20 protein-coding genes and 2 pseudogenes are annotated in these 20,193 nt (G+C 59.1%); 15 read left to right on the forward strand and 7 right to left on the reverse strand.

Annotated elements, in window-relative coordinates; all coding sequences use genetic code 11:
- Positions 1–46: 46 nt before the first annotated feature.
- From C7H84_RS29775 to C7H84_RS29795, 5 genes are all read right to left on the reverse strand, one after another.
- Entirely contained in the window at positions 47–550 is a 504-nt protein-coding gene (locus tag C7H84_RS29775; protein WP_162999406.1) for a type II and III secretion system protein, read from the reverse strand.
- A gap of 39 nt (positions 551–589) precedes the next feature.
- Positions 590–943 carry a hypothetical protein gene (locus C7H84_RS29780; protein WP_121862159.1) on the reverse strand — a complete coding sequence of 118 codons (354 nt, stop codon included), beginning with the start codon at positions 941–943 and terminating at the stop codon, positions 590–592.
- Entirely contained in the window at positions 940–1,347 is a 408-nt protein-coding gene (locus tag C7H84_RS29785) for a polymer-forming cytoskeletal protein (protein WP_121862160.1), read from the reverse strand. The genes C7H84_RS29780 and C7H84_RS29785 overlap by 4 nt, the downstream gene beginning before the upstream one ends.
- Positions 1,348–1,357: 10 nt before the next feature.
- A complete protein-coding gene (locus C7H84_RS29790) occupies positions 1,358–2,086 on the reverse strand; it encodes a hypothetical protein (protein ID WP_240462129.1) in 729 nt (242 codons plus the stop codon).
- Positions 2,087–2,243: 157 nt separating this feature from the next.
- Positions 2,244–2,834 carry a DUF1845 domain-containing protein gene (locus C7H84_RS29795; RefSeq protein ID WP_121862161.1) on the reverse strand — a complete coding sequence of 197 codons (591 nt, stop codon included), beginning with the start codon at positions 2,832–2,834 and terminating at the stop codon, positions 2,244–2,246.
- Positions 2,835–3,454: 620 nt separating this feature from the next.
- Between C7H84_RS29795 and C7H84_RS29800 the strand changes: the two genes are divergently transcribed.
- The 13 genes and pseudogenes from C7H84_RS29800 (at position 3,455) to C7H84_RS37280 (ending at position 14,108) form a co-directional block, all read left to right on the forward strand.
- The gene (locus C7H84_RS29800; RefSeq protein ID WP_121862162.1) at positions 3,455–3,721 is read left to right on the forward strand and encodes a hypothetical protein; all 267 of its coding nucleotides are present in this window, start codon (positions 3,455–3,457) and stop codon (positions 3,719–3,721) included.
- Positions 3,718–5,028, forward strand: coding sequence for a hypothetical protein (locus C7H84_RS29805; protein ID WP_121862163.1), 1,311 nt, complete (start codon positions 3,718–3,720; stop codon positions 5,026–5,028). The genes C7H84_RS29800 and C7H84_RS29805 overlap by 4 nt, the downstream gene beginning before the upstream one ends.
- 167 nt (positions 5,029–5,195) lie before the next feature.
- A complete protein-coding gene (locus tag C7H84_RS29810) occupies positions 5,196–5,681 on the forward strand; it encodes an NADAR family protein (RefSeq protein WP_121862164.1) in 486 nt (161 codons plus the stop codon).
- Between the two features lie 75 nt (positions 5,682–5,756).
- A pseudogene (locus tag C7H84_RS29815) lies at positions 5,757–6,461 on the forward strand (metallophosphatase family protein); the annotation flags it as partial.
- Between the two features lie 615 nt (positions 6,462–7,076).
- Positions 7,077–8,786: a group II intron reverse transcriptase/maturase gene (ltrA, locus tag C7H84_RS29820; RefSeq protein ID WP_121862165.1), complete on the forward strand. Its 1,710-nt coding sequence runs from the start codon at positions 7,077–7,079 to the stop codon at positions 8,784–8,786.
- An 83-nt stretch (positions 8,787–8,869) separates the two neighbouring features.
- Positions 8,870–9,532: pseudogene (locus C7H84_RS29825) on the forward strand (metallophosphatase family protein); the annotation flags it as partial.
- A 201-nt stretch (positions 9,533–9,733) separates the two neighbouring features.
- Positions 9,734–10,255, forward strand: a complete 522-nt coding sequence (locus tag C7H84_RS29830; protein ID WP_121862166.1) for a hypothetical protein — start codon at positions 9,734–9,736, stop codon at positions 10,253–10,255.
- Positions 10,243–12,564, forward strand: a complete 2,322-nt coding sequence (locus tag C7H84_RS29835) for an SMC family ATPase (RefSeq protein WP_121862167.1) — start codon at positions 10,243–10,245, stop codon at positions 12,562–12,564. Before C7H84_RS29830 ends, C7H84_RS29835 begins: the two co-directional genes overlap by 13 nt.
- A 125-nt stretch (positions 12,565–12,689) precedes the next feature.
- Positions 12,690–12,827, forward strand: a complete 138-nt coding sequence (locus tag C7H84_RS29840) for a hypothetical protein (RefSeq protein WP_240462130.1) — start codon at positions 12,690–12,692, stop codon at positions 12,825–12,827.
- Positions 12,828–13,104: 277 nt separating this feature from the next.
- On the forward strand, positions 13,105–13,455 hold the full coding sequence (locus C7H84_RS29850; RefSeq protein ID WP_240462131.1) for a phospholipase D-like domain-containing protein: 351 nt from the start codon (positions 13,105–13,107) through the stop codon (positions 13,453–13,455).
- 82 nt (positions 13,456–13,537) lie between these two features.
- On the forward strand, positions 13,538–13,771 hold the full coding sequence (locus tag C7H84_RS29855) for a type II toxin-antitoxin system HicA family toxin (RefSeq protein WP_240462132.1): 234 nt from the start codon (positions 13,538–13,540) through the stop codon (positions 13,769–13,771).
- Entirely contained in the window at positions 13,768–13,971 is a 204-nt protein-coding gene (locus tag C7H84_RS37275) for a hypothetical protein (protein WP_240462133.1), read from the forward strand. Before C7H84_RS29855 ends, C7H84_RS37275 begins: the two co-directional genes overlap by 4 nt.
- On the forward strand, positions 13,971–14,108 hold the full coding sequence (locus C7H84_RS37280; protein WP_240462134.1) for a toxin-antitoxin system HicB family antitoxin: 138 nt from the start codon (positions 13,971–13,973) through the stop codon (positions 14,106–14,108). The genes C7H84_RS37275 and C7H84_RS37280 overlap by 1 nt, the downstream gene beginning before the upstream one ends.
- A gap of 52 nt (positions 14,109–14,160) precedes the next feature.
- Here C7H84_RS37280 and C7H84_RS29865 read toward each other — a convergent pair whose 3' ends face one another.
- A complete protein-coding gene (locus C7H84_RS29865) occupies positions 14,161–14,553 on the reverse strand; it encodes a DUF2471 family protein (RefSeq protein ID WP_121862169.1) in 393 nt (130 codons plus the stop codon).
- Positions 14,554–15,236: 683 nt separating this feature from the next.
- Entirely contained in the window at positions 15,237–15,578 is a 342-nt protein-coding gene (locus C7H84_RS36620) for a hypothetical protein (RefSeq protein WP_162999407.1), read from the reverse strand.
- A 1,500-nt stretch (positions 15,579–17,078) separates the two neighbouring features.
- Between C7H84_RS36620 and C7H84_RS36625 the strand changes: the two genes are divergently transcribed.
- Together C7H84_RS36625 and C7H84_RS29870 are read left to right on the forward strand one after the other, a co-directional pair.
- Positions 17,079–17,756, forward strand: a complete 678-nt coding sequence (locus tag C7H84_RS36625) for a hypothetical protein (RefSeq protein WP_162999408.1) — start codon at positions 17,079–17,081, stop codon at positions 17,754–17,756.
- A gap of 621 nt (positions 17,757–18,377) precedes the next feature.
- Entirely contained in the window at positions 18,378–19,787 is a 1,410-nt protein-coding gene (locus C7H84_RS29870; RefSeq protein WP_121862170.1) for a hypothetical protein, read from the forward strand.
- The last annotated feature ends 406 nt before the right edge of the window (positions 19,788–20,193 follow it).

The raw sequence follows: 20,193 nt of genomic DNA on the forward strand, positions 1-20,193 counted from the left end.
TTGATGCGGCCGGGCAATGATGGATCCGGGGCCGAGCACCGTGTGGTTACATCGGGTCTCCTCCTACCCTCAACGTCAAGGAGTATTGGCCGTCCGGGAAGGAAACGGTAAGTGGGCCACTTTCGGGCAGTTCTACCGACAAGGTGGTGAGCGGTAGGCCACCAATTACAGGGGCAAAGGAAGTGCACGCGCCATGGTCCGTGGATTTGACGGTCCGCACCTCGGTGTCTTCGGCCTGAATGTCCAAGTGGATCGTGCCGCGCGATGTTCGCTGTGGCTTCAAAAGGAGCATACGGCCGACGGCCAGTTGCTTCGCTTGGTAGCCTGGGGTGTTGCCTTCGAGCGTGCACGTGGAGTAGGGGAACTGTTGCTGGGACGTCGCCATAAACGGAACGAGCCCGCCGGACGTGTTGACGAAACGATGCGTGCCGCGAACGAGGGTTTGTCCTTCCTTTACCCAGGTGATGTCGATAGCGGGTGAGGTATCGGTACCGGCGTTCGCTTGAGTTGCGGACAGCATCACTGCAATTGCTAGGATTGTAGTTTTCAACTGGGTTTCCTTGGGCAGGGAAATAGCGATAAATCGACTTTACTGGCCATCTTCGGGTGCGCCGCGTGATTCTGGTTGCGCGAGCAGCCAGCATTCGATGACCCCGAAACCGACGGCCAGCGGAAGAGCGACGACCAAGAGATAGGTCACGAGTGCTATAGGCGCTTGCAGTAACACGATATTTGCGACGCCATCGTCGTCGTGGGCCAACCAATGAGAAAGAGCGTCGACGATGCGCTCGATCGCTCTGCTCGTCGGGTTGTCCGGCGTTCCCGTCAGTGCTGCGATGCCACTCCCAGCAAGGTTGAACGAAGCGGTCAACGAGATGATCGCGATCGTCAGCACAGCGCTGTGCTGCAGGATGTTGGAGATGCTTCTTTTGGGCTTTTTCATGTCGTCGGGAGGGCGTCAGTATTGGTTGTCTCGGTGATCTGGGAAACGGTCGCCGGCGCTTCGATGACCAATTCGCGCGGGACGCGTTTGAGCTGACCGTTGAGCGCGGCTTGCGGCCCAAGCCGAATCGTGCCGCAGTAGTAGACGTTGCCCTTTACCACGCCGTTGATCTCGAGCATGTCGCGGGCATGTACATCGCCTTCCACCACGCCGTCGATGCGTACGATCTCGCCTTGTACCTTCCCCTTGATTATTCCGCCTTGTCCGATGTGCAGGAGGCCGGCCGTCGAGACGATGCTGCCGCTCACGAGCGCGAACGTGCTCATCCCGTGATCGAGAATCAGATCGCCATGAACGACCAGGCCGGTGGCCAGCAGCGTCACATTGATGGTTTTAGGTTTCATGGTCGCCTCGTTAGAAGAGTTGGACGTCGGCGGACTTGGCTGCCGCAGGAGCCTTGGCCGCAGGCGCCGGCGTGGCGGGTTCGGCATTTTCTGCCGGAGCGGCGTGCGGCCGCGCGGTACTGCGGCGGATATGCCGGGGAGCGGCCTTCGGCGGGGCAGCCGGTCGCGGTGCCGGTTCCGTTGTTGCGGACGCGACGGCGGGCGCAGCGGTCCGCGGCGCGCGAATCGGTGCGGCTGCGGCCTTGTCCAGGTCGCTCGGGGCGGCCTGCGCTCGTGCCGATGGATCGGTGGGTGGCGGATCCTGACGGGAGGCCAACGTGCGCGGATCGACGCTCGCCAGCGTACTTGTTGGTGCGCTGGCCGAACCAGCGAAGTCGGCCGCCGTCAGGGGATGAGCGCTGGTGAGCGCGGAAGATGCGGCCGGCACGGGGCGGGAAGCTGCCGGCGTGGCTTCGTGCGTCAGCTCGGCGTGCGATGGTGCGCGCAGAGCCCGCCACAACTTGGCGGCACTCACACCGCCGCCGGCGGCGAGCGCCGCAGTGGCCACCGCAATGGCGATGGGCCTGACCAGCCGTTTGAGTCGGCTGAGGCGGGGCAGTGCAATCCGGCTGCGATTTCCGTCCGGAGCCGGGAGTGCCGGCATGGCTTCGACATGGCCGTTGATGTCGATCACGACCGGTTGCGCGGCGTATTTCGCGTGCAGCGCCTGAATTTCTCGGATGTCTATGGTTCTCCGCATGTGAAGGCGTCTTGGGTTGGGAACCCTTATACGAGATTGCGAGATTGCCCACGCGTGCGCGGTCGACGCGCGAGACCGGCCCGTGTATCGCACCGGGGCACGTAGTCGTCAGCGTAGTCATTCCTGCAGCGTGTCAAGTTCATCGGACGATGAACCTTCAATCGCGCAGCGTCCCGTCTGCCTGGTATCGATCGTTGTCGGGCACACACACGAGCGAGATGTGCTTGATTCGCCCTTCGGCGTTCGCGAGGATGGTGGCCCGATCCTGCGCCGTGATTTTTTCGGCGAGCACGGCTTCCATCGTCGCCACAAAGAGCTTGTCGTATTGGGTGAGGCAACGGACCAGAAGACCGGCAAGCGGCCGCGTGACCTTAAGTTCAATATGCTCGGCGGGGAAAGCAATCGTCCGGGCCTCGTGCTTTTCGACCCACACCAGCGCCTTGCGCAGCCAGTCCGAGGTATCGCGCAGCGCGGACTCGAGTGCATGCGTTTTCCCCCCGCGCGCGACGGTGATTTTCGACGCGCAGAAGTTGTAGTCGCCGCGAATGAAATTGCGGGCGAACTGCGAGCTGTAGCGCAGCACAGTGACGGCATCGGTATCCGGGATGATTCGATCGATGCGGCTGTCGCTCGTCAGACGCTGGATCGGCTTGAGTCCCGTTGACGACGGGGACAGCGAGTCGTTCGATGATACGAGCAGCGGCGCGTCCCGCTGCGGGTCGTGCGGTGTTTCGAGAACGGCGGACATGATGTTTTCGGGTGGTCTCTCTCATCGATGATTTTGGGTTAACCCGATTTAACAATTCGGGCAAAAGCGGGCCTCTTTTCGTGAGCTTTCCACCCTTTGCGGTCGCAAATTTCCGCAATACTGACTCTACTTCTCGCGTCAACGACGCATCGACCTAGACTTCCTAACCCGAAGTCCATCTTCTGTACAAGCCGTGCCAATGGGCATGCTCCGACCAGCGGGCAACTGGTGTGGAATCTTCTGCTGATGAGTGCCTAGCCAGCACTTCCCATCTTTCAGTCATAAAACTCGTCGTCGGCCGCATGTATTTGCGCCGCGACATCGTTCGAGTCCGGACATCGGGTGTCTCTCTCCAGACCAGAGTCTGGGTAGAACGATCGTAGTCGACTGAGCCGTGATCCTGCGGCGGAGTGGTATTTCCGAAAATGGGCTGTTGCGCGGCGTGACCATGCCGCGCGAGGACGACCTAACGTCCTCGATATGAGCCAACCGGCTCCCTGAGCGCCACGTCCCCAGAAGGGACGTGGCGCTTGGGTCATTTCCACGAATCCGAAAAGCGCGTTCCTCTTGCCGAGGGACGCGCTTTTTTTTCGCCGTTTGTTCCTGTCCCGGAGGTTCACATGCTTCCCAACCGTCTCGACGCGCGCATCGCCAACGTGATCAGCAACACGATCGCCGACGAGCGCGCAACTGCCGATACCGCGTCGCCAGCCTGGCGCGCGCGGTGCGAGGTGGCTCAGGTCGCGATGTACAGCGATCCCGAGCGCCGCATCTTTCTTTCCCACATCGCCGAACGCCGCGGAGAGGCGGTCGCCAGCACGCTCGAGCAGTCAGCGAGCGCGATGCGCACTCAGGCGATTTACTTTCTTGCGAGGAAACCTTCATGAACGCAGTTGTCCCTATGCTGGGCGGCCCTGTGCGCAGCCTGGTCGAAGAGCGTGCGATGCGCCCTCCGGTGATCGGGCGAATCCGGCCCGGTATCAAGGTGCTGACGTCCAAGGCGCGCGCCAATCAGGAGGCGGTCAGGCTGTACGAAACGATGGTCGCCGCCGGTGACTCATTCGAGACGATCGGCAAAGCGATCGAATCGCGCTGCCAGCTGCGCAACGCACTGGCGCCGAAGAACGTCGACTACTTCACGTGCCGCCGGTCGGACTTCAACAACCCGGACGTGGCCGACGAGATTCTCAAGCTCTACGGTGAAGATCGCGGTCAGGGCGTGCGGTTGTACCGCTTCCCGGTGCTGTTCGCCTTCAACGATTGGATGCAAAACCTGCCGAACGAAATGGCCGCGTGGGGCACCACCGGGCGGAAGTTCTTCTCGCAGTATGGTCCCGACGGCATCCGGTACTGCAAGACCTACGCGAAGGTCGAGCGCGATCCGCGCGCCCAGCGAGCCACGCGCCATTTCGGCGGTCGTGACGTGATCTTCCGGCAGGACGACGCGATCCCGGACGGCGTGTGCGATCCCGAGCAATGCCCGCAGTACCAGAGCCGGCAGTGCAATCTCGCCGCGCATTTCGTGTTCGCGGTGCCCGACATCAAGGGACTCGGCTTAATCGAGCTACCGACGAACTCGATCTATGTGCTCCAGAAGGCCTACGCTGCAATGCAGACGGTGCAGTTGGCGCGCGGCAGGCTCACGGGCACGCGCTTCTGGCTCTCGAAGCGGGAATTCGATATCACTCGGATCAACGAGAACGGCGAGGCCGTACGTCAGTCACAGATGTTGACGGTTCTCGATGCGGATATCGACATCGGGGCACTGCTGGACGGTGCGGATGAAGCTGCGCCGGCGATCGAGGTTGCGCAAGGTGCCGCCGCGCTGTTAGGTACGGGTGGCACAGTGATTCCGCTGCATCCGGCCGACGTAACCGGTGGGGTGCCATCGGGTGAGCCAGAACCGACGACGCGCGCCGGCGATGCTCAACGCGATGAACACGTCGATCCTCCGCCGGAGCCAATCGAAGAGAAGCGGCATCGCCTGCAGGATCTGCTGCAGCGTCTTCGCCTCAACGCAGACGCGCGCCGCGAGCAGTTTCGTATCTACGGCCACGTCAAGTTCGGGCGCGGCTGGATCGAACGGCCCGCAGACGTCGACAAGATGATCGGGCGGCTGACCGGTGCCCTCGATGCGCCGGATGTTCTCGATCGCGAGATCGGCGAAGCCGTCGAGTCATTCAGCCGCGGATAACGGCATTCCCCATTAGCCAGCCCTTCGGGGCTGGCGTTCCCTTTTCAAGCAGCTGCGAGAGCATTTCAGCAAAGCCCCTTTGCTCAAATGCTTTCGACCGCGTCATTCACGCATCGAAACCGTCCGCGCAAGCGGCCATCTCTCGACTATCCATTTCGGAGGAATTCATGGGCCGAATCGGCAATATCACGGCGTTTTTCGGCGCCGCGGACGTGCTGAGTAATTGGCACCCCTGCCATTTCAGCTATCACGAGGTGGCTTTCACGAGCACCGAACAATTCACTATGTACGCGAAGGCGATGCTTTTCGGGGATCTCGACACCGCGTCGAAGATTCTCGCCGCGTCATCGCCGCGCGAGCAGAAGCGGTTGGGACGCGCCGTTCGTGGTTTCGATAACGCCAGCTGGGAAGGCTGTCGCGAATCCATCATGTTCGTCGGCTGCCGGGAAAAATTTCGGCAAAACGCCGAACTCGCTGCAGTTCTGCGGGGTACCGGTTCAAGCGTGCTGGTCGAGGCGAGTCCGTACGATCGAATCTGGGGTGTCGGACTCGGTGAGACCGATCCACGCCTCTCGGATGCGTCGACCTGGCAAGGGCTGAACCCGCTCGGCAAGGCGCTGATGCGGATGCGCGACGTCCTGTTCCCGCAGTAATTCTCTCTCGCCGCGTGTCGGTGTTCATCAATTGTGGGCTGCCGCGAGGCGGCCCATTTAATTTTGGAGGCGGCGATGAAGATCGCGCATTTTTCTGACCTGCATTACTCGCCGGAGAACCTGGATGAGGCCGATCGCTGTTTCTCGTTCGCAGTCGACGATGCGATCTCGCGGGGGGCGCGGGCGGCGGTAATCTCGGGCGACTCGACCGATCATCGCCTCGACGCCCACGCGCCGTCGCTGCATGCGCTCGCGACACAGGTGCACCGGTTGGCCGAAGCGATGCCCGTCATTATGTTGCAGGGCACGTTCTCGCATGAGCCACCCGGCACGCTGGACAACTTTGCGTTGATGGGCGCGCGGTATCCCGTGTTCGTTGCGGATCGGATTGGTCAGGTTGCTGTGATCGGCACGCAGTTCCGAGTGTCCGACGGTCCGGTGTTCGACGATGCTGAGATGCTTGCATTCGACGGACGCTATCCGGACGCGGTCTTCACCTGTCTGCCGACGATGAACAAGGCCGACCTCGCACTGAAGGTCGGTGCGTTGCCCGCGTCGACGGAGCTTGGAGACGTGCTCGGAACATACCTCGCGGCAGCGGGCAGGAATAACGCCCGCTTGCGCGCGATCGGCGTGCCGACAATTGGGATTTCGCACGGGACGGTGGCCGGATGCACAACCGAGCATGGTGTGACGATGGCGGGATTCGATCACGAATTCAGCCTCGGCACGCTGTTCGACGCGGAGTGTGCCGCGTTCATGCTGGGTCACATCCATAAGGTGCGACGTGAAGTTGCGTAAGTAATTGTTCTGCGCGGCATGACTGCGTGACAGAACCAGCTGCTCCTCCAGCTGTAGCCTACAGATGCATGTGTGGTTGGTAACGACCACGTGTGAAGCCATCTGGACAATGTAGCCCATTCCGATTGGATGAAGCGAACCTCGCGAGAGGGACACGGAACTGCGAGCATCACGCGGTGGGGCGCTAGGCTTGGGAGTATGGCGAACGTAAGTGAATCGGTGATAAATCTCGTCATGTGTGAAGGAGCCAAAGATGCTGGGCTTCAACCAAAACGGTGTGTAGATGGTTCTGGTCTTCTTATGTGACCAGACGAGGACGTGAATCTACCGGGAAAGAGCCGACGCCTAACCTTCCAGTGTTACTTATACGAAACACGGTAAGCCCGTAGCTCCGCCTGAAAAGGCAGGCGAACCGTAAGGAACGCTGTTGGAGTTGCGGGTATGGGATGCCGGAGAAAGCGAAAGTCGGACTGTAATGGTACGAATAGGGATTGAGAGGCAACTCGACATCATCCCGCCCGAAAGGGAGCAGACTTCCGGTTGGTCTCTCTTTGCAAGAGAGTTTGACGAACCTTCTTAACGGAGGAAAAGCAGATGACGACCATGAATGTGGTTGGTGCAGCCTCCGACTGTGTGGTTGCGTGGCACGCTATAAAGTGGAGCGACGCACATCAAACAGTAAGACGGCTGCAGATGCGTATTGCAAAGGCAGTTAAGGAAGGACGCTGGGGTAAGGTGCAAGCCTTGCAACGGCTTCTGACTCACTCGTTTTACGGCAAGGCAGTAGCTGTGAAGCGAGTGACCGAGAATGATGGAAAGCGTACTTCGGGCGTAGACGGAGCTGTATGGAATACGCCTGAAGCGAAGACCAAAGCTGTTTTGTCTCTGAAGCGGAGAGGCTACAAGCCTCAACCCTTGAGACGGGTATTTATCCCGAAAGCAAACGGCAAGTTGCGCCCGCTGGGTATTCCTACGATGACCGACAGGGCAATGCAAGCGTTGCATTCGCTTGCTCTGGAGCCTATCGCGGAAACCACTGCGGACCCTAACTCGTACGGCTTCCGACCGGAGCGGGCGAGTCGAGATGCTGCTGAGCAGTGTTTTATTGCTCTCGGTAAACGTGTTTCACCTCAATGGGTCTTGGACGCAGACATTGCTGGATGCTTCGACAACATCGACCACGACTGGTTAATCGCCAACGTTCCAATGGACAAGGGGATTCTCAGGAAATGGTTGAAGTCCGGCGTTGTATGGCAAGGTCAGAAATTCTCGACTGTGACGGGGACTCCGCAGGGAGGCATCATTTCTCCGTTACTGGCGAATATCACTTTGGACGGGATGCAGCGAGTTCTCGCTGCACGCTTCGGCATCAAGCAGTACAAAGGTGTCAATGGGGCGCACAATCCCAAGAAGGTGAATCTGATCCGGTATGCAGACGACTTTGTTATCACGGGCGTGTCGAAAGAGGTGCTCGAAGAAGCAAAAGTTGTGATCGAACAGTTCTTGATGGAGCGAGGTTTAACGCTCTCCGCCGAGAAGACGAAGATCGTGCATATCGAAGAGGGATTTGATTTCCTTGGCTGGAATTTTCGCAAGTACGGAACGAAGTTGCTGATCAAACCAGCAACCAAGAACGTGCAAGCTCTATTGCGGAAAGTACGAGGGATCATCAAATCAAGCCGCTCTGCAACGCAGATGGAGATGATCAACCGGCTGAATCCAGTCGTACGAGGATGGGCCAACTATCATCGTCATCAAGTGTCGAAGGACACCTTTCGAAAGGTGGATCACGTCACTTGGAAACAGCTTTGGCAGTGGGCTTGCCGCCGGCATCCTAACAAGTCTCTTAGCTGGGTGAAAGGTCGTTACTTTCATCGTGTTAAGGGGCGAGACTGGGTGTTTGGTGCGTCGGTGACAGATGATCGTGGCGTGGATCGGTTCGTCTCATTGGTAAAAGCCAGTGATACACCCATCCGGCGGCACGTGAAGATCAGAGCAGAAGCGAATCCATACGATGCTAGCTGGGAGCAGTACTTCGAAGACAGACTCGGTCTGTCGATGAAGGAAAGTCTCCATGGGCGGCATCGTTTGCGGATGCTCTGGTATGCGCAGGACGGTAGGTGTCCGAACTGCAATGAGCGAATCACGAAGGAAAGTGGCTGGCATGTTCACCACATCCTCCCAATAGTTCACGGCGGGAACGATACGTTCTCCAATCTTGCGCTTCTTCACCCGAACTGTCATAGGCAAATCCACAGCCAAATTTCTCGGGAAGCTGCCGGCTCTGGTCAAACAGGGCTTTGATGAGGCTTGAGCCGTATGCGGGGAAACTCGCACGTACGGTTCTTAGGGGGGGATGAGGCCGAGAGGTCTTGTCTCTACCCGACCACCAGATCTGGTCGCGCGAAGGGCGTGCGGTGGGATATCCCGGCTCGATTGGGCGATTCCACTATGGCGAAGAAGGCGACAAAGGTTACCTGTTATGGGACGTGCTGGCGGCTGAAGCACGTGCCGAGCTGGTGACGACGCCGTCGCGCGAGATGGTATGCATCGCGTTCGACGGTCCGCCCGACGAAGCGCAGCTTGCGGCGCTGGCCGCGGATTCGGCCGGGAAGTTCGTCCGGGTTCGCTGGCAGATCGACGAGGAGCACAAGCAGCTGGTTGACCGGAAGGCAATCGAATCGATGTTTGCGTCGGCCGCCGGCCTGAAGCTCGAGCCGCGCATCCTGCCGGTGATGAGAAGCCGCGCCGAGGGGATCAGCAAGGCGGTGACGGTCGAGGCGAAGGTCGCGCGCTGGTGTGAGCTCACTTCGGTCGACCCCGACCCGCTTCTCGAGCGGCTGCAGCTGCTCGAGACGGGCGACGCGGAAGCGATCGCGGCATCGGTGCTTGATCGAATTGCGCAGGTTGGCGATTCGACGGAGGTGCCGGAGATTCCCGGCGGTACGACGAACATCGTCCCGCTAGTCGCCGCCAGTCTCGAAGCTGAGGCGGAGCCAGAATCGAAGCCGTCGCTGTCATGGCTCAACGATGATCTGTTCGCGGCCTGAGCGCTGCCTGTCTCGACGGTCAGCACGACGCCGAGCATTGAGCACAGCCGTGTTCCGATAGCCCGCGTGGCTATCGAAACGAGGTTCACCCCGCGCCCACCGGCGCATCGATCGCAGCACCGCTGCATCCATTTTCTTATCTACCCTGGCGGGGAGCGATCCCTCCCGGGCGCACTCCGTCCATTTCACAGGAGTGTGTCTATGTTTGGTCTTTATCCCGCCGGCGCCCGTTGGGTCCAGCAGTTTTCCGCGTCGGACGACGCCAAAACGTTGCAGAAGTGTCTCGTAGACCACGGCGGATGCGCGGCCGCGCTGTTTCATCAGCCCTTCGGCTCCGGCCGCGGCGTCACGATTGCGCAGCGCGAAAGCTTCCTCGTGCTCGTGCATGCGTCCGACGTCGATTCCCCGGAAGTCGCTGTGGTGCCCGACGTCCAGATGCAGAACCTGCTTTGGTCGTTCAATTCGGGATACGCCAGTCAGTGGTCGGCGCGCGAGCTCCAGATCCTGACCGGTTGTACCGACTGGAACGCGCTGATCAAGCAGGCCTCCGCGTCGTTTGCGCAGCTTTGCGACACGGTTCGGCAAGCCGCGGCAGCTACGCTTGGCACCAAGGTCATCCGACCGGAACCGATGCTGCCAAACGACGACGAGGATATTCCGTTCCTGCCATCGGAATACCTGCAGGAAATCCCGCTATCGGAGGTCGAATCATGCGTCCGCTGAGACTGATTCTCGAGGGGTTCTATGGGGTGCGCGACGGAATGAAGCGCGATAGCGTGGAACTCGATCTCGAATCCTTGCCTCGCGGGCTGATCGCATTGACCGGCCCGAACGGCGCCGGCAAGACGACGATCATGGACAACATGCATCCGTACCGGATCATGCCCTCGCGCGCATCGAAGCTGTCCGTCGATGCGTTTTCCTATTGGGATCACATCTGCGGCGTCCATGCGCGCAAGGAATTCGAGTGGGAGCACGACGGTATCCGTTATCGCTCGACCTTCGCGTTCCGCAAACCTGGTAAAACCGGCAAGGCGGACTACTTCCTGTTCTATCGCTCGATGGACGGGGAGTGGCACCCGGTGACGTTGCCGGACGGCATGGTTTCGGACGGCAAGGGCGAGACCTACGACCGCTGTGTCGAAGCGATTTGCGGCTCGCTGGAATCGTTCTTCACCAGCGTGTTTTCTGCGCAGAACCGGCGGCCGCTCGCGTCCTACGGCGCGAGCGAGATCAAGTCGCTGCTCGCCGAGTTGCTCAAGATCGACCATCTGCGTGCGCTGGCCACGAAGGCGGCCGACGTCACCAAACTGCTTACCAGGCGTCTGGATGCCGTGCAGCAAGACGTTGTGGCATTTGCCGGCAAGCGCGAGCGTGTCGACCAGACGCGCAAGTCGATTGAGGCGGATGCCGTGGCAATCGCTGCCGCCCGTGCTGACCGAGAGTCGGTGCAAACCGCGCTCGCCGGGCTGACGCAGCAGCGGGCGACGCTTGTGGCAAAGCAGCGCGAGAACGCGGGTGTCGAAGCACGACTGCGCGAACTCGGCGTACGGCGCAATGAGCTTGCAACGTCCCTGCAAGGCATCGAACGGGATACGGCTGCGGATCGGCAACGTTTCACGCAACGCCGCGCCGCGATTCGCACGACGATGAGGAGCCACGAAGCGGTGGTGAAGCAACGCGACGCCATTCTCGGTGCCGCTGCCGCGAGGGACGAAGCGCAGATTCGCATCTCACAACTGGAAGCGCAGATCGGGCCATTGCAGCAGGCCATTGCCGACATGGATGGGAAGCAGCTTCGGCTGGCGACGCTTCAGTCTGCGATGACCGGTCTTGAATCAGAAGGCGCGACCAAAGCCGAGTTGCTGAAGAACCTGCAGGGGCAAGCGGCTGTCGTTGAGTCGGTGCCGTGCGCCGGGATGGAGATTCACGCGACGTGCCCGTTGCTCGTGCAAGCGCGCAATGCAGCACAACAGGCGCAAGTTCAGACCGTTTCCCTGAAGGATCTGCGCATCCGCTACAAGGCGCAGAGAGACGAACGGGATGGGCTCGCGCCGGCAATCGCATCGATGTCCGCAAAGCGCACTGAACTTCAGCAGGTGAACGCCGGTATCACGGCGGCACGACAGGCATTACAGCGTGCGACGGACCTGGCGGCTCGCAAGCCGTTGCTGGATGCCGCAGATGCGGGGCTGGCGACGGCGCGTGCTGAGCTTGGCACCCTCGATGTCGAAGACAGTGAAGCCCAGAAACGCCGTGAGACGGAAATCGGCCGGCTGAACGCGCTGTCGCGCGGAATCGAGACGGAAATAGCTCGTCTCGGGGCTGTAGACGTCACGCAGGCCATCGCTGATGTGGACCGGCAAATTGCAGCACGCCGCGAAGCAGGCACGGCGCTCGACGCGCAGATCGAAGCATTGATCCGCAGTCAGGCGACGCGCGAAACCGAGCTTGTTTCGCTGCAACGTGAACTCGGCGGCCTGGCGGCCACGCAGGCGTTGGCGGCGCGCCTCTCGGACGAGATCGCGCACTGGAAGCTGGTGGCGAAAGCCCTCGGCAACGACGGCGTAATTGCCTTGACGATCGACGATGCGGGTCCTGCCCTGGCGAAGACGGTGAACGATCTGCTGCTTGCGTGCTACGGCATGCGATTCACGGTTGAGATTCAGACACAACGGGCGCTGGCGAACGGCGAACTGCGTGAGGGCCTCGAAATACTCGTGCACGACGCCGATAGCGACAGCAGCAAGTCAGTCGGAGTGATGTCCGGCGGTCAGAAGGTCTGGATCAACGAGTGTCTGACGCGCGGTATTGCTTTGTATATCGCGGGGAATGCGAGCCAGCCGTACCAGTCGCTGTTCAGCGACGAGTCGGATGGCCCGCTGGATCCGCAACGCAAGGTGCAGTTCATGAGGATGAAGCGGGAGGTGTTGAAGCAGGGCGGTTACGAGCGGGAGTTCTTCATCTCGCAAACGCCCGAGCTGATCGCCGAAGCCGATGCAGTAATCGATGTAGCGGCGCTGGCCCAGTAGGGCAGCGTCCATCTCTTTGAACCCTGGCGGGGAATGTCCCCGCAGGGGCGTTCCGCGCCTTCTTTTTATCGAGGAACGCAATGCAACTGAAATCGGCTCAATCGAAAGTCGCAAACGAGATCCGTGTGGCAATTCGCCCGGCGCGTTCGCGCTTGGGTGGCGAGCACGTCTACAAGCTGAACGGCTCGGAGCTGCGCGACGTATTGATCGACGGTCGCTGCGTAACGTTGTCGGTGACGGCGACCCCGTCGCACGCGGTCTGAGCGAGGAGAGCGGCAACGCCGCGTCTCATCATGCTTCTGATCGTTGCCCATGGCCCGATTCCGGCGAGTCAAGCGGAAATCCAGCGCTCGCTCTGGAGGCCGGCCATCACCGTGCAGCGCCGGATCGAGGAGGAGACGGACTTCGTCATCTGCAACGATGGTCTAGTTCTCAACTTCACGATCAGGCAGCCGAAGCGCTGCGATAACCCATACATCGGCGGGCTTCGCTTTCGAAAGAGAGCGGGGCCTTTGCCCGTATACCCCATTGGAGGCCTGTATGAAAAAGCGAATCCTGTTTGCCACGGCAGTGGCGTCGTTGTTTTGTTTCGCCGCAGTTGCATTTGCGGGGCGTGCACACGCGGAACCTGCGGCTGCGATCGATGTGGCGTTCTCGCCGAATGGCGGCGTCGAGCAGTTGATCGTTCGGACGATCGCTTCGGCGCAGCGCTCGATTCGCGTGATGGCGTATTCGTTGACCTCGCCGGCCATCGTTCGTGCGCTGATCTCGGCTCACCGCCGCGGCGTCGCTGTCGCCGTGACAGTTGACCAGACCCCAGCCGCAACACCTGAGCCAACCCCACAGCGCTGGATAACGCCCACATCAGGCTACTGCATCGCCTACGGGTGAACGATAGCGGTTTTTGCTTTCATTTGATAGCGTTTTATATCAAGTTATGATATTATTAGGCCCCGAAGACGGAACACGGCGCGTGCTGAGCGCGCTCTACACGAAACCGACCTTGGGCGGAATCGCGTTCGCGGATATCGAATCTTTGGTGGTCGCGCTGGGTCGGCAGCATTCACGACGGCGCCCGGTCGCATATCGCCTTCCAGCTGAAAGGGACGCGCCGATATCTGCATCGCCGCATCCGGGCAAGGAGGCAAAGCGCTATCAGGTTGAGGGCGTGAGCGACTGGTTCAACGAATTGTGGATTACGCCATGACCAACGCAATGACATACAAGGGCTATTACGCCCGCGTCGATTTCGATGGCCGTGACAACGTTTTTGTCGGGCACATGCTCGGTGTCGATGACAAAACCAGCCTTCACGGCGAGACGGTCGTTGAGCTGACGGAAGATTTTCACGCGGCCGTGGATTACTATCTCAACGAGCGCCGCAAAAGCCGGCGTCCGGAAAGCTGATGTTGCGTATCAAACCTGAAACGCATGCGGCCGTCGGAGTCGCTGCGGCCGTTGTAGGCGAGAGCGTCAATCAGTGGTCTGAGAAGGTATTAGGGCGCGCCGCACGCGAAGTCCTTGAACGTGCGGCGCACGTCTGAAGATGATTTTTCTCCGCGAGTGTGCTGAGTTTCGCGGATGTTCCCCGATTGCTCATGCACTGGCTTGCGTTCGGCCAGACTCGCCGCCTGCTGTCAGCATCTCGCGGACGCAGAGATAGGAAATTGGAAGCGATGGTGTCGCTAAGGCCCAGTCGACGAAGCCGGTGAGGTCAACCCCAGGCAACGTTTTCGGTCCGATTCGGGGTAGGGCATCAACGACTGCTGTTGCGTTTCGGCTCTGGAACGAGAGATCCGAAAAGGCCTGCTCTTCAATCTCGAGAAGAACCGGCCAAGTCAAGGCGTGCACTAACTCTCCCTTGAGATTACGCTCCGCGAGGGATAACGCGATGCGGCGCAGATCTTGGGTGGCGCGCGCAAGCGCGCACTCGAAAAGTACCGGGTCGCTCTTCGGATCGGTCGTCGAATCAGCTTCTGAAAGTCCCATAAAAGTTATGCGTGAATGATACGGTGAGCGCCAGCCATGGAGCACATCGTAACCTTTACAGGCATTAGAAATATATCAGTACTTGAGCGCAATTCAAGACTCGCCGTTGATCTGGCGGATATCGAATTGTGCGCCACTCGTTCCCGTCGATCCAGACAGTCGATCCGACCGTCACTCCAATGGCATCTTGGGTAGGCAGCGTGTCAGGACATCGTTCAAAAAGGCGAGTGCGGGCGGGGAGGGGCGAACCGCCCGCTCGGCTTCTGCTCGTGCTGACCGAATTGCCACAACCCGCTCCAGACGCCGACACCAGCGGCCTGCTGTCCCCTACGCGAAGCTACAAGCCGCAGCGAGCATCGTCTGATGCAACAAGTGCCGCCCGCAGTGGCGCCACAGCGCTACCCGGTTACAGACATCGCCGGTTAATCTCGATCGTCGCGATGCGGCTATGCTCGACCACAAATTGCGAACCGGACGCAATTCGGGTACCGAAATATAGCTTGCCATTGCTTTTGCACCAAAGTCAATTCGCCGCAAATCAACTGAATTGCCGAACGGTTGCGCAAGACCATGCTCGCCAAGTCCTATCGCCATCCTTTGGCAAGACGATCTATGGCGTCCTTTGCTGAGCCGACTACCTGGCATACAGAAAAAGCACAAGCGACCGTTGGCAACCCACATACTCAGAAAGGACCGAACCACATCCACGATTGAGCTTCCCGCTCGCGGCGACAACGCTCCTCCTCGGATTCATTAATCGGTGTATGCCGAATCGCAAATGACTGTGACAATTTCTTGCGCTCGCTATGCCAATTCCATGCGCTGCGTATGCCATCAACAACCAGAATCGCTAGTAGCACGCTCAACAAAAACTGGGTGGCGAGCAATGCGAGCATTCCTTCAATCGACAACGCAGCGTAACGCTTACCGATCAACGCGGCTTGGATACCAAACATCACCGGGCTCAGAAACAGTATTGCCGCTACTTGACGTAGGCTTCCGATTTTACGCAGATTCCTTACCATCACCAACGCTCCTGTTAGATGGATTAACCAGTTTAGGAGGGTGGCGACGAGATTCTTTCAATTTTTGCCCTGCGGCGATTTTGACTGATCGGGACAATTGTGCGAGCTTTGCGTCCGTGATACCGGATTCTCATCAACGCAACACGTTTAGAGCAATTCATCCATTTCGGTATCGGTGTGGTGATCTGGGTGTGATTGCACAATGCGAAGGTCAGCGCGGAGGCAGTCGCCACGAGCGAATGCGCTCTACCGGGGCCGGGTCGTCGAAGGGGAAGACTTCGGCGTGCGGCCGTTGCGCAACCTCGCGCTTGTCCGACCGTATGCAGTGGCGAGGACGGGGGGCCGTTCGAAATGGTGTTGCGGTACGCACATTTGTCGGCTATCCCAGTTGGCGCAGTGGTCCGCACCGCTGACGACCGAGCCTGCGCCTATGCCAGCTATAATTTAGCTTCAATGAGACTGTCCGACGCAGGAACGAATCGCTGAGAGTCTTATCGGGCTTGGCGCGCTCGGCTGGAATCGAGCCAGCAAATCCCTGCCTTCGGAGCGTGACCTACACGTCGGATTTCATTAAAAATCAAAGCTTTACACAACTCGCAATCCGTATAACCAATCCGACGCAGGGCCTTGCGGCGCAAATCCCAGTAGTCAAAGCTGCAATTTAGCTGCACACATCGGGCGCAAATGCGCGTCCTGTCTCCCGTCGGGAGCCACCTACGGAGATGAGATATGCGCGGCCTTTTAGATCGCTCCGCCAGCTTCCCGCTCACCTTGCCTGACGGGAGCGACCGCACCAAACTCCAATAACGGTGAATGGCACAAATCTCGGTGGATCCCGAACACATAGCGGGCCATTCTCGCGCCATTGGTCCATCAGCGGGTCATCGGCGTCGGCATTGCAAGATGATCCTACTAGTCGCAGGGCGCGGTGATGGCCACGCGGGTGGGTCAGGGCGAGGCCGCAGCTCCCGGAGTCGCTTCGAATGACGTTCGATTTATGCAACGAGTCCATCATCGACCGCTGCCGCTCCATCTCGCGGTTCGTATTGCCGCAGGTGCCACCAACCCAATATCGGCACGACGTTGTGAAGATACTCTTCAGTGAGCACATATTTGACAGCTTGCTTTCGATTAATTCAAATCACATACACGCCCGAAGTCAGCGAATATGGTAAGGGTATCGACAGACGATTAAAAATTTAAACCCGAGCGATATCATAAAAAAAATCACCTACAGTAAAGTTGCAGGCAAGCCGTCGCTTTGTCTGCATTGCCATATCACCGCAAGTCGATAAGCATCTTGCCCAAGCCTATTCATCAGTCCAGCATTCATGATTGCCAACCTCGAACTGAAGTGCTTATTGCAAATCGGGCTCTGAGGCGAGTGCTCGCAAATAGCGCAACATAGAAATTAATAAATGTGACAACAAGCGATGCCTTCAGTCAGCATCATTCTAGTTAGCATTGAATGAATTTTTATTTCAGCATGAAAGGAAAGCCATGAATCTCGTAAAAACTCCGTTGCGGCGGATGCTTACCAACCGACTGGCGCAGGCAGCGTTGTCTACTGTTGGCATCTTAACTGCATCGGCAACTTTCTCACCGATCAGCGTGATGGCGCAAGTGCCGACGACCCAACAATCCACAACAAATCTAACCAATAATCTGACGTTCACGATGGATAACTCGCTACACCAATTCTTCACGCAAACTGTTACTATGCCCAGTGGTTGTCCGTGTTACGTTGACGTATCTGGTCAGTTGTTGAATCAAGGATTGGGTCTCGACTTCGGAGCATCTGGGCCGATTGCAACCTTTACCATAACCGACGGCAAGGGGAATGCATTTGCCTCCGAAGAGCATGCGGTTGGAACCCAATACAATTCGGGTAGCTCGGCAAATAATACCGGAGCATTTGGGGTAATACCTGTGTCCTTCAAGGCCGAATCCAGCGTCAGCTATAATAGCGGAGATGTGGTAACGCTTAATATTTCGTATTCAATAAATCCCAAGGGGTTAACAGTTCCGAATTCTTTTGTAATCGAACAGTCCGATATTTTAAGCTCCGGGGGAACCGGCCGGCACATGCAAAGCTTCATTACTGTGAATGCCGGCACGCGCCTTCCGCCGCCGCCTACCGCCCCGTCCTTCGGCACGGGTACGTATAGCGGGTCTTAGCGGATTGACAGATATGCGCGACGAAATGCGTCGCGATGAGAGTCCATCACATATCGATGTCCTCGAGCAGCTGAAATAGACGTTTCAGTTTGATGTGGGGGCGTATGTGCACTACGGCCAGTTCTGGGCCGCTGTTAAGATCGTGTTCCTGCGTAGATTCTCGCCTTCCCCGAGAAGATGCGCAGGGACACTTGCGCGAGGGAGCGAAGTCGCACTCGCGCCTCAAGAAGCGGGCGCCTACTTTTATTGTTTGCGAAATATTGATGCCGGACGGCACCGTCAACCGGCGCGACAGCACAACTCGGTCGCGCATCGACTCGTAACGCAGTGCGTCAAAATGCACGATTTTCCGCAGCTCTAAAATCCCCGCAGCCGTTGCCACAAAGGCCTCAGCGCCCAATGTGAGGGTGCATCCAAAGTGCCCACTTAAGCGAGCCCCGCAGGGGAGGGGGCACCGCGCGGTCGGTCCTGCAATGACGAAGTTGTCGACACATGGCGTTCGGTCGGAGGGGGCCGTTCCCGGTACAGGAACCTGAGCGAGCCGTGGACGTTTTCTGAGAGTCCCGCGTCGGCCTTTCCGTCATCGTCTGAAGCCCTTCCTCACGTTTTGCATCTGCTCCCATGCCAATCAACCAGTTCGCTCGCGGCGCCCTCGTCCTTGCCGTCGCGATGTACGTGTCAACGAGCCACGCAATCGTCATCAGTGACAATGACTTCGTTCGTCTCGGTGGGAACGCCTTTGACGTCCGCGGTACGGCCGGCAGGGCGATGGCGACGCTGCAAAAGCAAAGCCGCGAACCTCGGTTTCATGCCGTCGGATACCTGAACGGCCATTGCACCGCGACGTGGATTGGCGATACGCTTGATGGCAAATGGTCGTATTTCATGACGGCCGCGCTTTGCGTCGACTACGGTCACCCGCACCCAACGGATGAAGCCGTCCGACGATACAAGGCGACGTTTACCGACTGGTCCGGAACGGAGGTGGCCAGCGGCGAAGGCGAAATTGTCCGGCCGTTTCAGCGGCTTGATCCGGCTGCCGCCAAACTAGGCAGTCTCTCGACCGATCTTGCACTCGTGAAGTTGCCCAAGGTCGCGTCGATCCTCGGTGCGGACCGAGTGACGCCAATTCAGCCCCCCGTCCTGTATGACGGCAACGCCGAGATCGACGTACCGGTCACGTTCGTCGGCTACGGCCTGTGGGGTCCGGGAACGAAAGGCGGCCACGACGAATTCAGCTCTGGAGGCGCTCTCTCGCGTCGGGCGATCGGTTCATCCGTCCTCGGTCGACTTCTTGAGAATGATCACGGCGTGGAAGCCGGCTTCAATCCCGTGACAGGCGGAGCGCTATGGGCTCGGACGGCCAAGCATGATGGCGGTGCACCGTGGTGGCAGCGGCAAGTCGGCTACGACACGATCGTGGCCGTCGCCTCGAGCACCGTCAATGCTGAGGCGGTCAAAGACAGCCCATTCCAAGCTCGCTCGGTTGGCCCGCGGATCTCGCGCTATGTGGACTGGATCAAAGCGGTATTTCCTCAGGCCCAATTTCTATCGGATCGACATTACACCCTGACGGACGCGCAATCGATTGTGGTGTCGCCGGACATCGCCCCTGACGCGCAAAAGGGAAGCGTGGCCTTCATTGTTCCGCCTCAGATTCGGGCTAACGGCCCCACGAACGTAGTGTGGGAAGGCGGCCATGATGGTGAAGCGAGCAAGATCAGAATGTATGTCGTCCATAAAGAAACGGGGGGCATTTCCGTATTCCTGCGAGCCTGGCGCGACAACGGCATGGGCCCCGATCGATACAAGCCGATGAACAACGCAGTCGAGATTGGTTCTTCGGGTCTTCGCAGCGAAGACGAAATGCGTACCAGCCGACTCATCCTCAAATACGATCCCCGGGACAATCCTCAGCTCGCCAAGGAAAAGGGAATCCATGAGGGGGAATTCGACATCGAGGCGCGCGGCTGGCACGACACCAACTTCAAGCGCACCATCCGCGTGAAGGTTCGCCTCGACCTTGGCTAAGCGCCACACCAAGGTCGGAATGTGGAGATGCGGGACCGACGGGGACCTCCTGACCGCTCACCGATTGACGTAGAGCACCGCACAGCAGCCTCGGCCCGTAGCTTTCGCCGGCGCGTACGCGGCCACTCGCGCTTCATCACAAGCCCATCCTGCCGCTCATCGCGGTTGGATCGAAAGTTGTCGAGCGTGAGCGTGCACGAAATCGGCAAACGACCATTCCCGCTCGCGCGAACTTCCGTCCCCTTCACCATGATCGCCGGCTCACTGCGGCAAGGAGGCATCACTCGTGTTTACCATTCGACCTGGTACGAACCACCTGCTGCTCGATTTTCAGTCCGGGGCAGCAACAATGCCCGGCGAAATGCGCGCGATGAGCGATGCGAATGAGTCGGCCCTGCAGAACTAT

The organism is Burkholderia sp. Nafp2/4-1b (assembly GCF_003635165.1).
Classification (GTDB): domain Bacteria; phylum Pseudomonadota; class Gammaproteobacteria; order Burkholderiales; family Burkholderiaceae; genus Burkholderia.

Coding starts and splice junctions, on each gene's coding strand:
- C7H84_RS29870 (WP_121862170.1), top strand. CDS start 18,378: ATGCCAATCAACCAGTTCGCTCGCGGCGCCCTCGTCCTTGCCGTCGCG.
- C7H84_RS29785 (WP_121862160.1), bottom strand. CDS start 1,347: ATGAAACCTAAAACCATCAATGTGACGCTGCTGGCCACCGGCCTGGTC.
- C7H84_RS29800 (WP_121862162.1), top strand. CDS start 3,455: ATGCTTCCCAACCGTCTCGACGCGCGCATCGCCAACGTGATCAGCAAC.
- C7H84_RS29830 (WP_121862166.1), top strand. CDS start 9,734: ATGTTTGGTCTTTATCCCGCCGGCGCCCGTTGGGTCCAGCAGTTTTCC.
- C7H84_RS29865 (WP_121862169.1), bottom strand. CDS start 14,553: ATGGGACTTTCAGAAGCTGATTCGACGACCGATCCGAAGAGCGACCCG.
- C7H84_RS37275 (WP_240462133.1), top strand. CDS start 13,768: ATGACCAACGCAATGACATACAAGGGCTATTACGCCCGCGTCGATTTC.
- C7H84_RS36625 (WP_162999408.1), top strand. CDS start 17,079: ATGAATCTCGTAAAAACTCCGTTGCGGCGGATGCTTACCAACCGACTG.
- C7H84_RS29850 (WP_240462131.1), top strand. CDS start 13,105: ATGAAAAAGCGAATCCTGTTTGCCACGGCAGTGGCGTCGTTGTTTTGT.
- C7H84_RS29790 (WP_240462129.1), bottom strand. CDS start 2,086: ATGCGGAGAACCATAGACATCCGAGAAATTCAGGCGCTGCACGCGAAA.
- C7H84_RS29780 (WP_121862159.1), bottom strand. CDS start 943: ATGAAAAAGCCCAAAAGAAGCATCTCCAACATCCTGCAGCACAGCGCT.
- ltrA (WP_121862165.1), top strand. CDS start 7,077: ATGACGACCATGAATGTGGTTGGTGCAGCCTCCGACTGTGTGGTTGCG.
- C7H84_RS36620 (WP_162999407.1), bottom strand. CDS start 15,578: ATGGTAAGGAATCTGCGTAAAATCGGAAGCCTACGTCAAGTAGCGGCA.
- C7H84_RS29795 (WP_121862161.1), bottom strand. CDS start 2,834: ATGTCCGCCGTTCTCGAAACACCGCACGACCCGCAGCGGGACGCGCCG.
- C7H84_RS29805 (WP_121862163.1), top strand. CDS start 3,718: ATGAACGCAGTTGTCCCTATGCTGGGCGGCCCTGTGCGCAGCCTGGTC.
- C7H84_RS37280 (WP_240462134.1), top strand. CDS start 13,971: ATGTTGCGTATCAAACCTGAAACGCATGCGGCCGTCGGAGTCGCTGCG.
- C7H84_RS29835 (WP_121862167.1), top strand. CDS start 10,243: ATGCGTCCGCTGAGACTGATTCTCGAGGGGTTCTATGGGGTGCGCGAC.
- C7H84_RS29810 (WP_121862164.1), top strand. CDS start 5,196: ATGGGCCGAATCGGCAATATCACGGCGTTTTTCGGCGCCGCGGACGTG.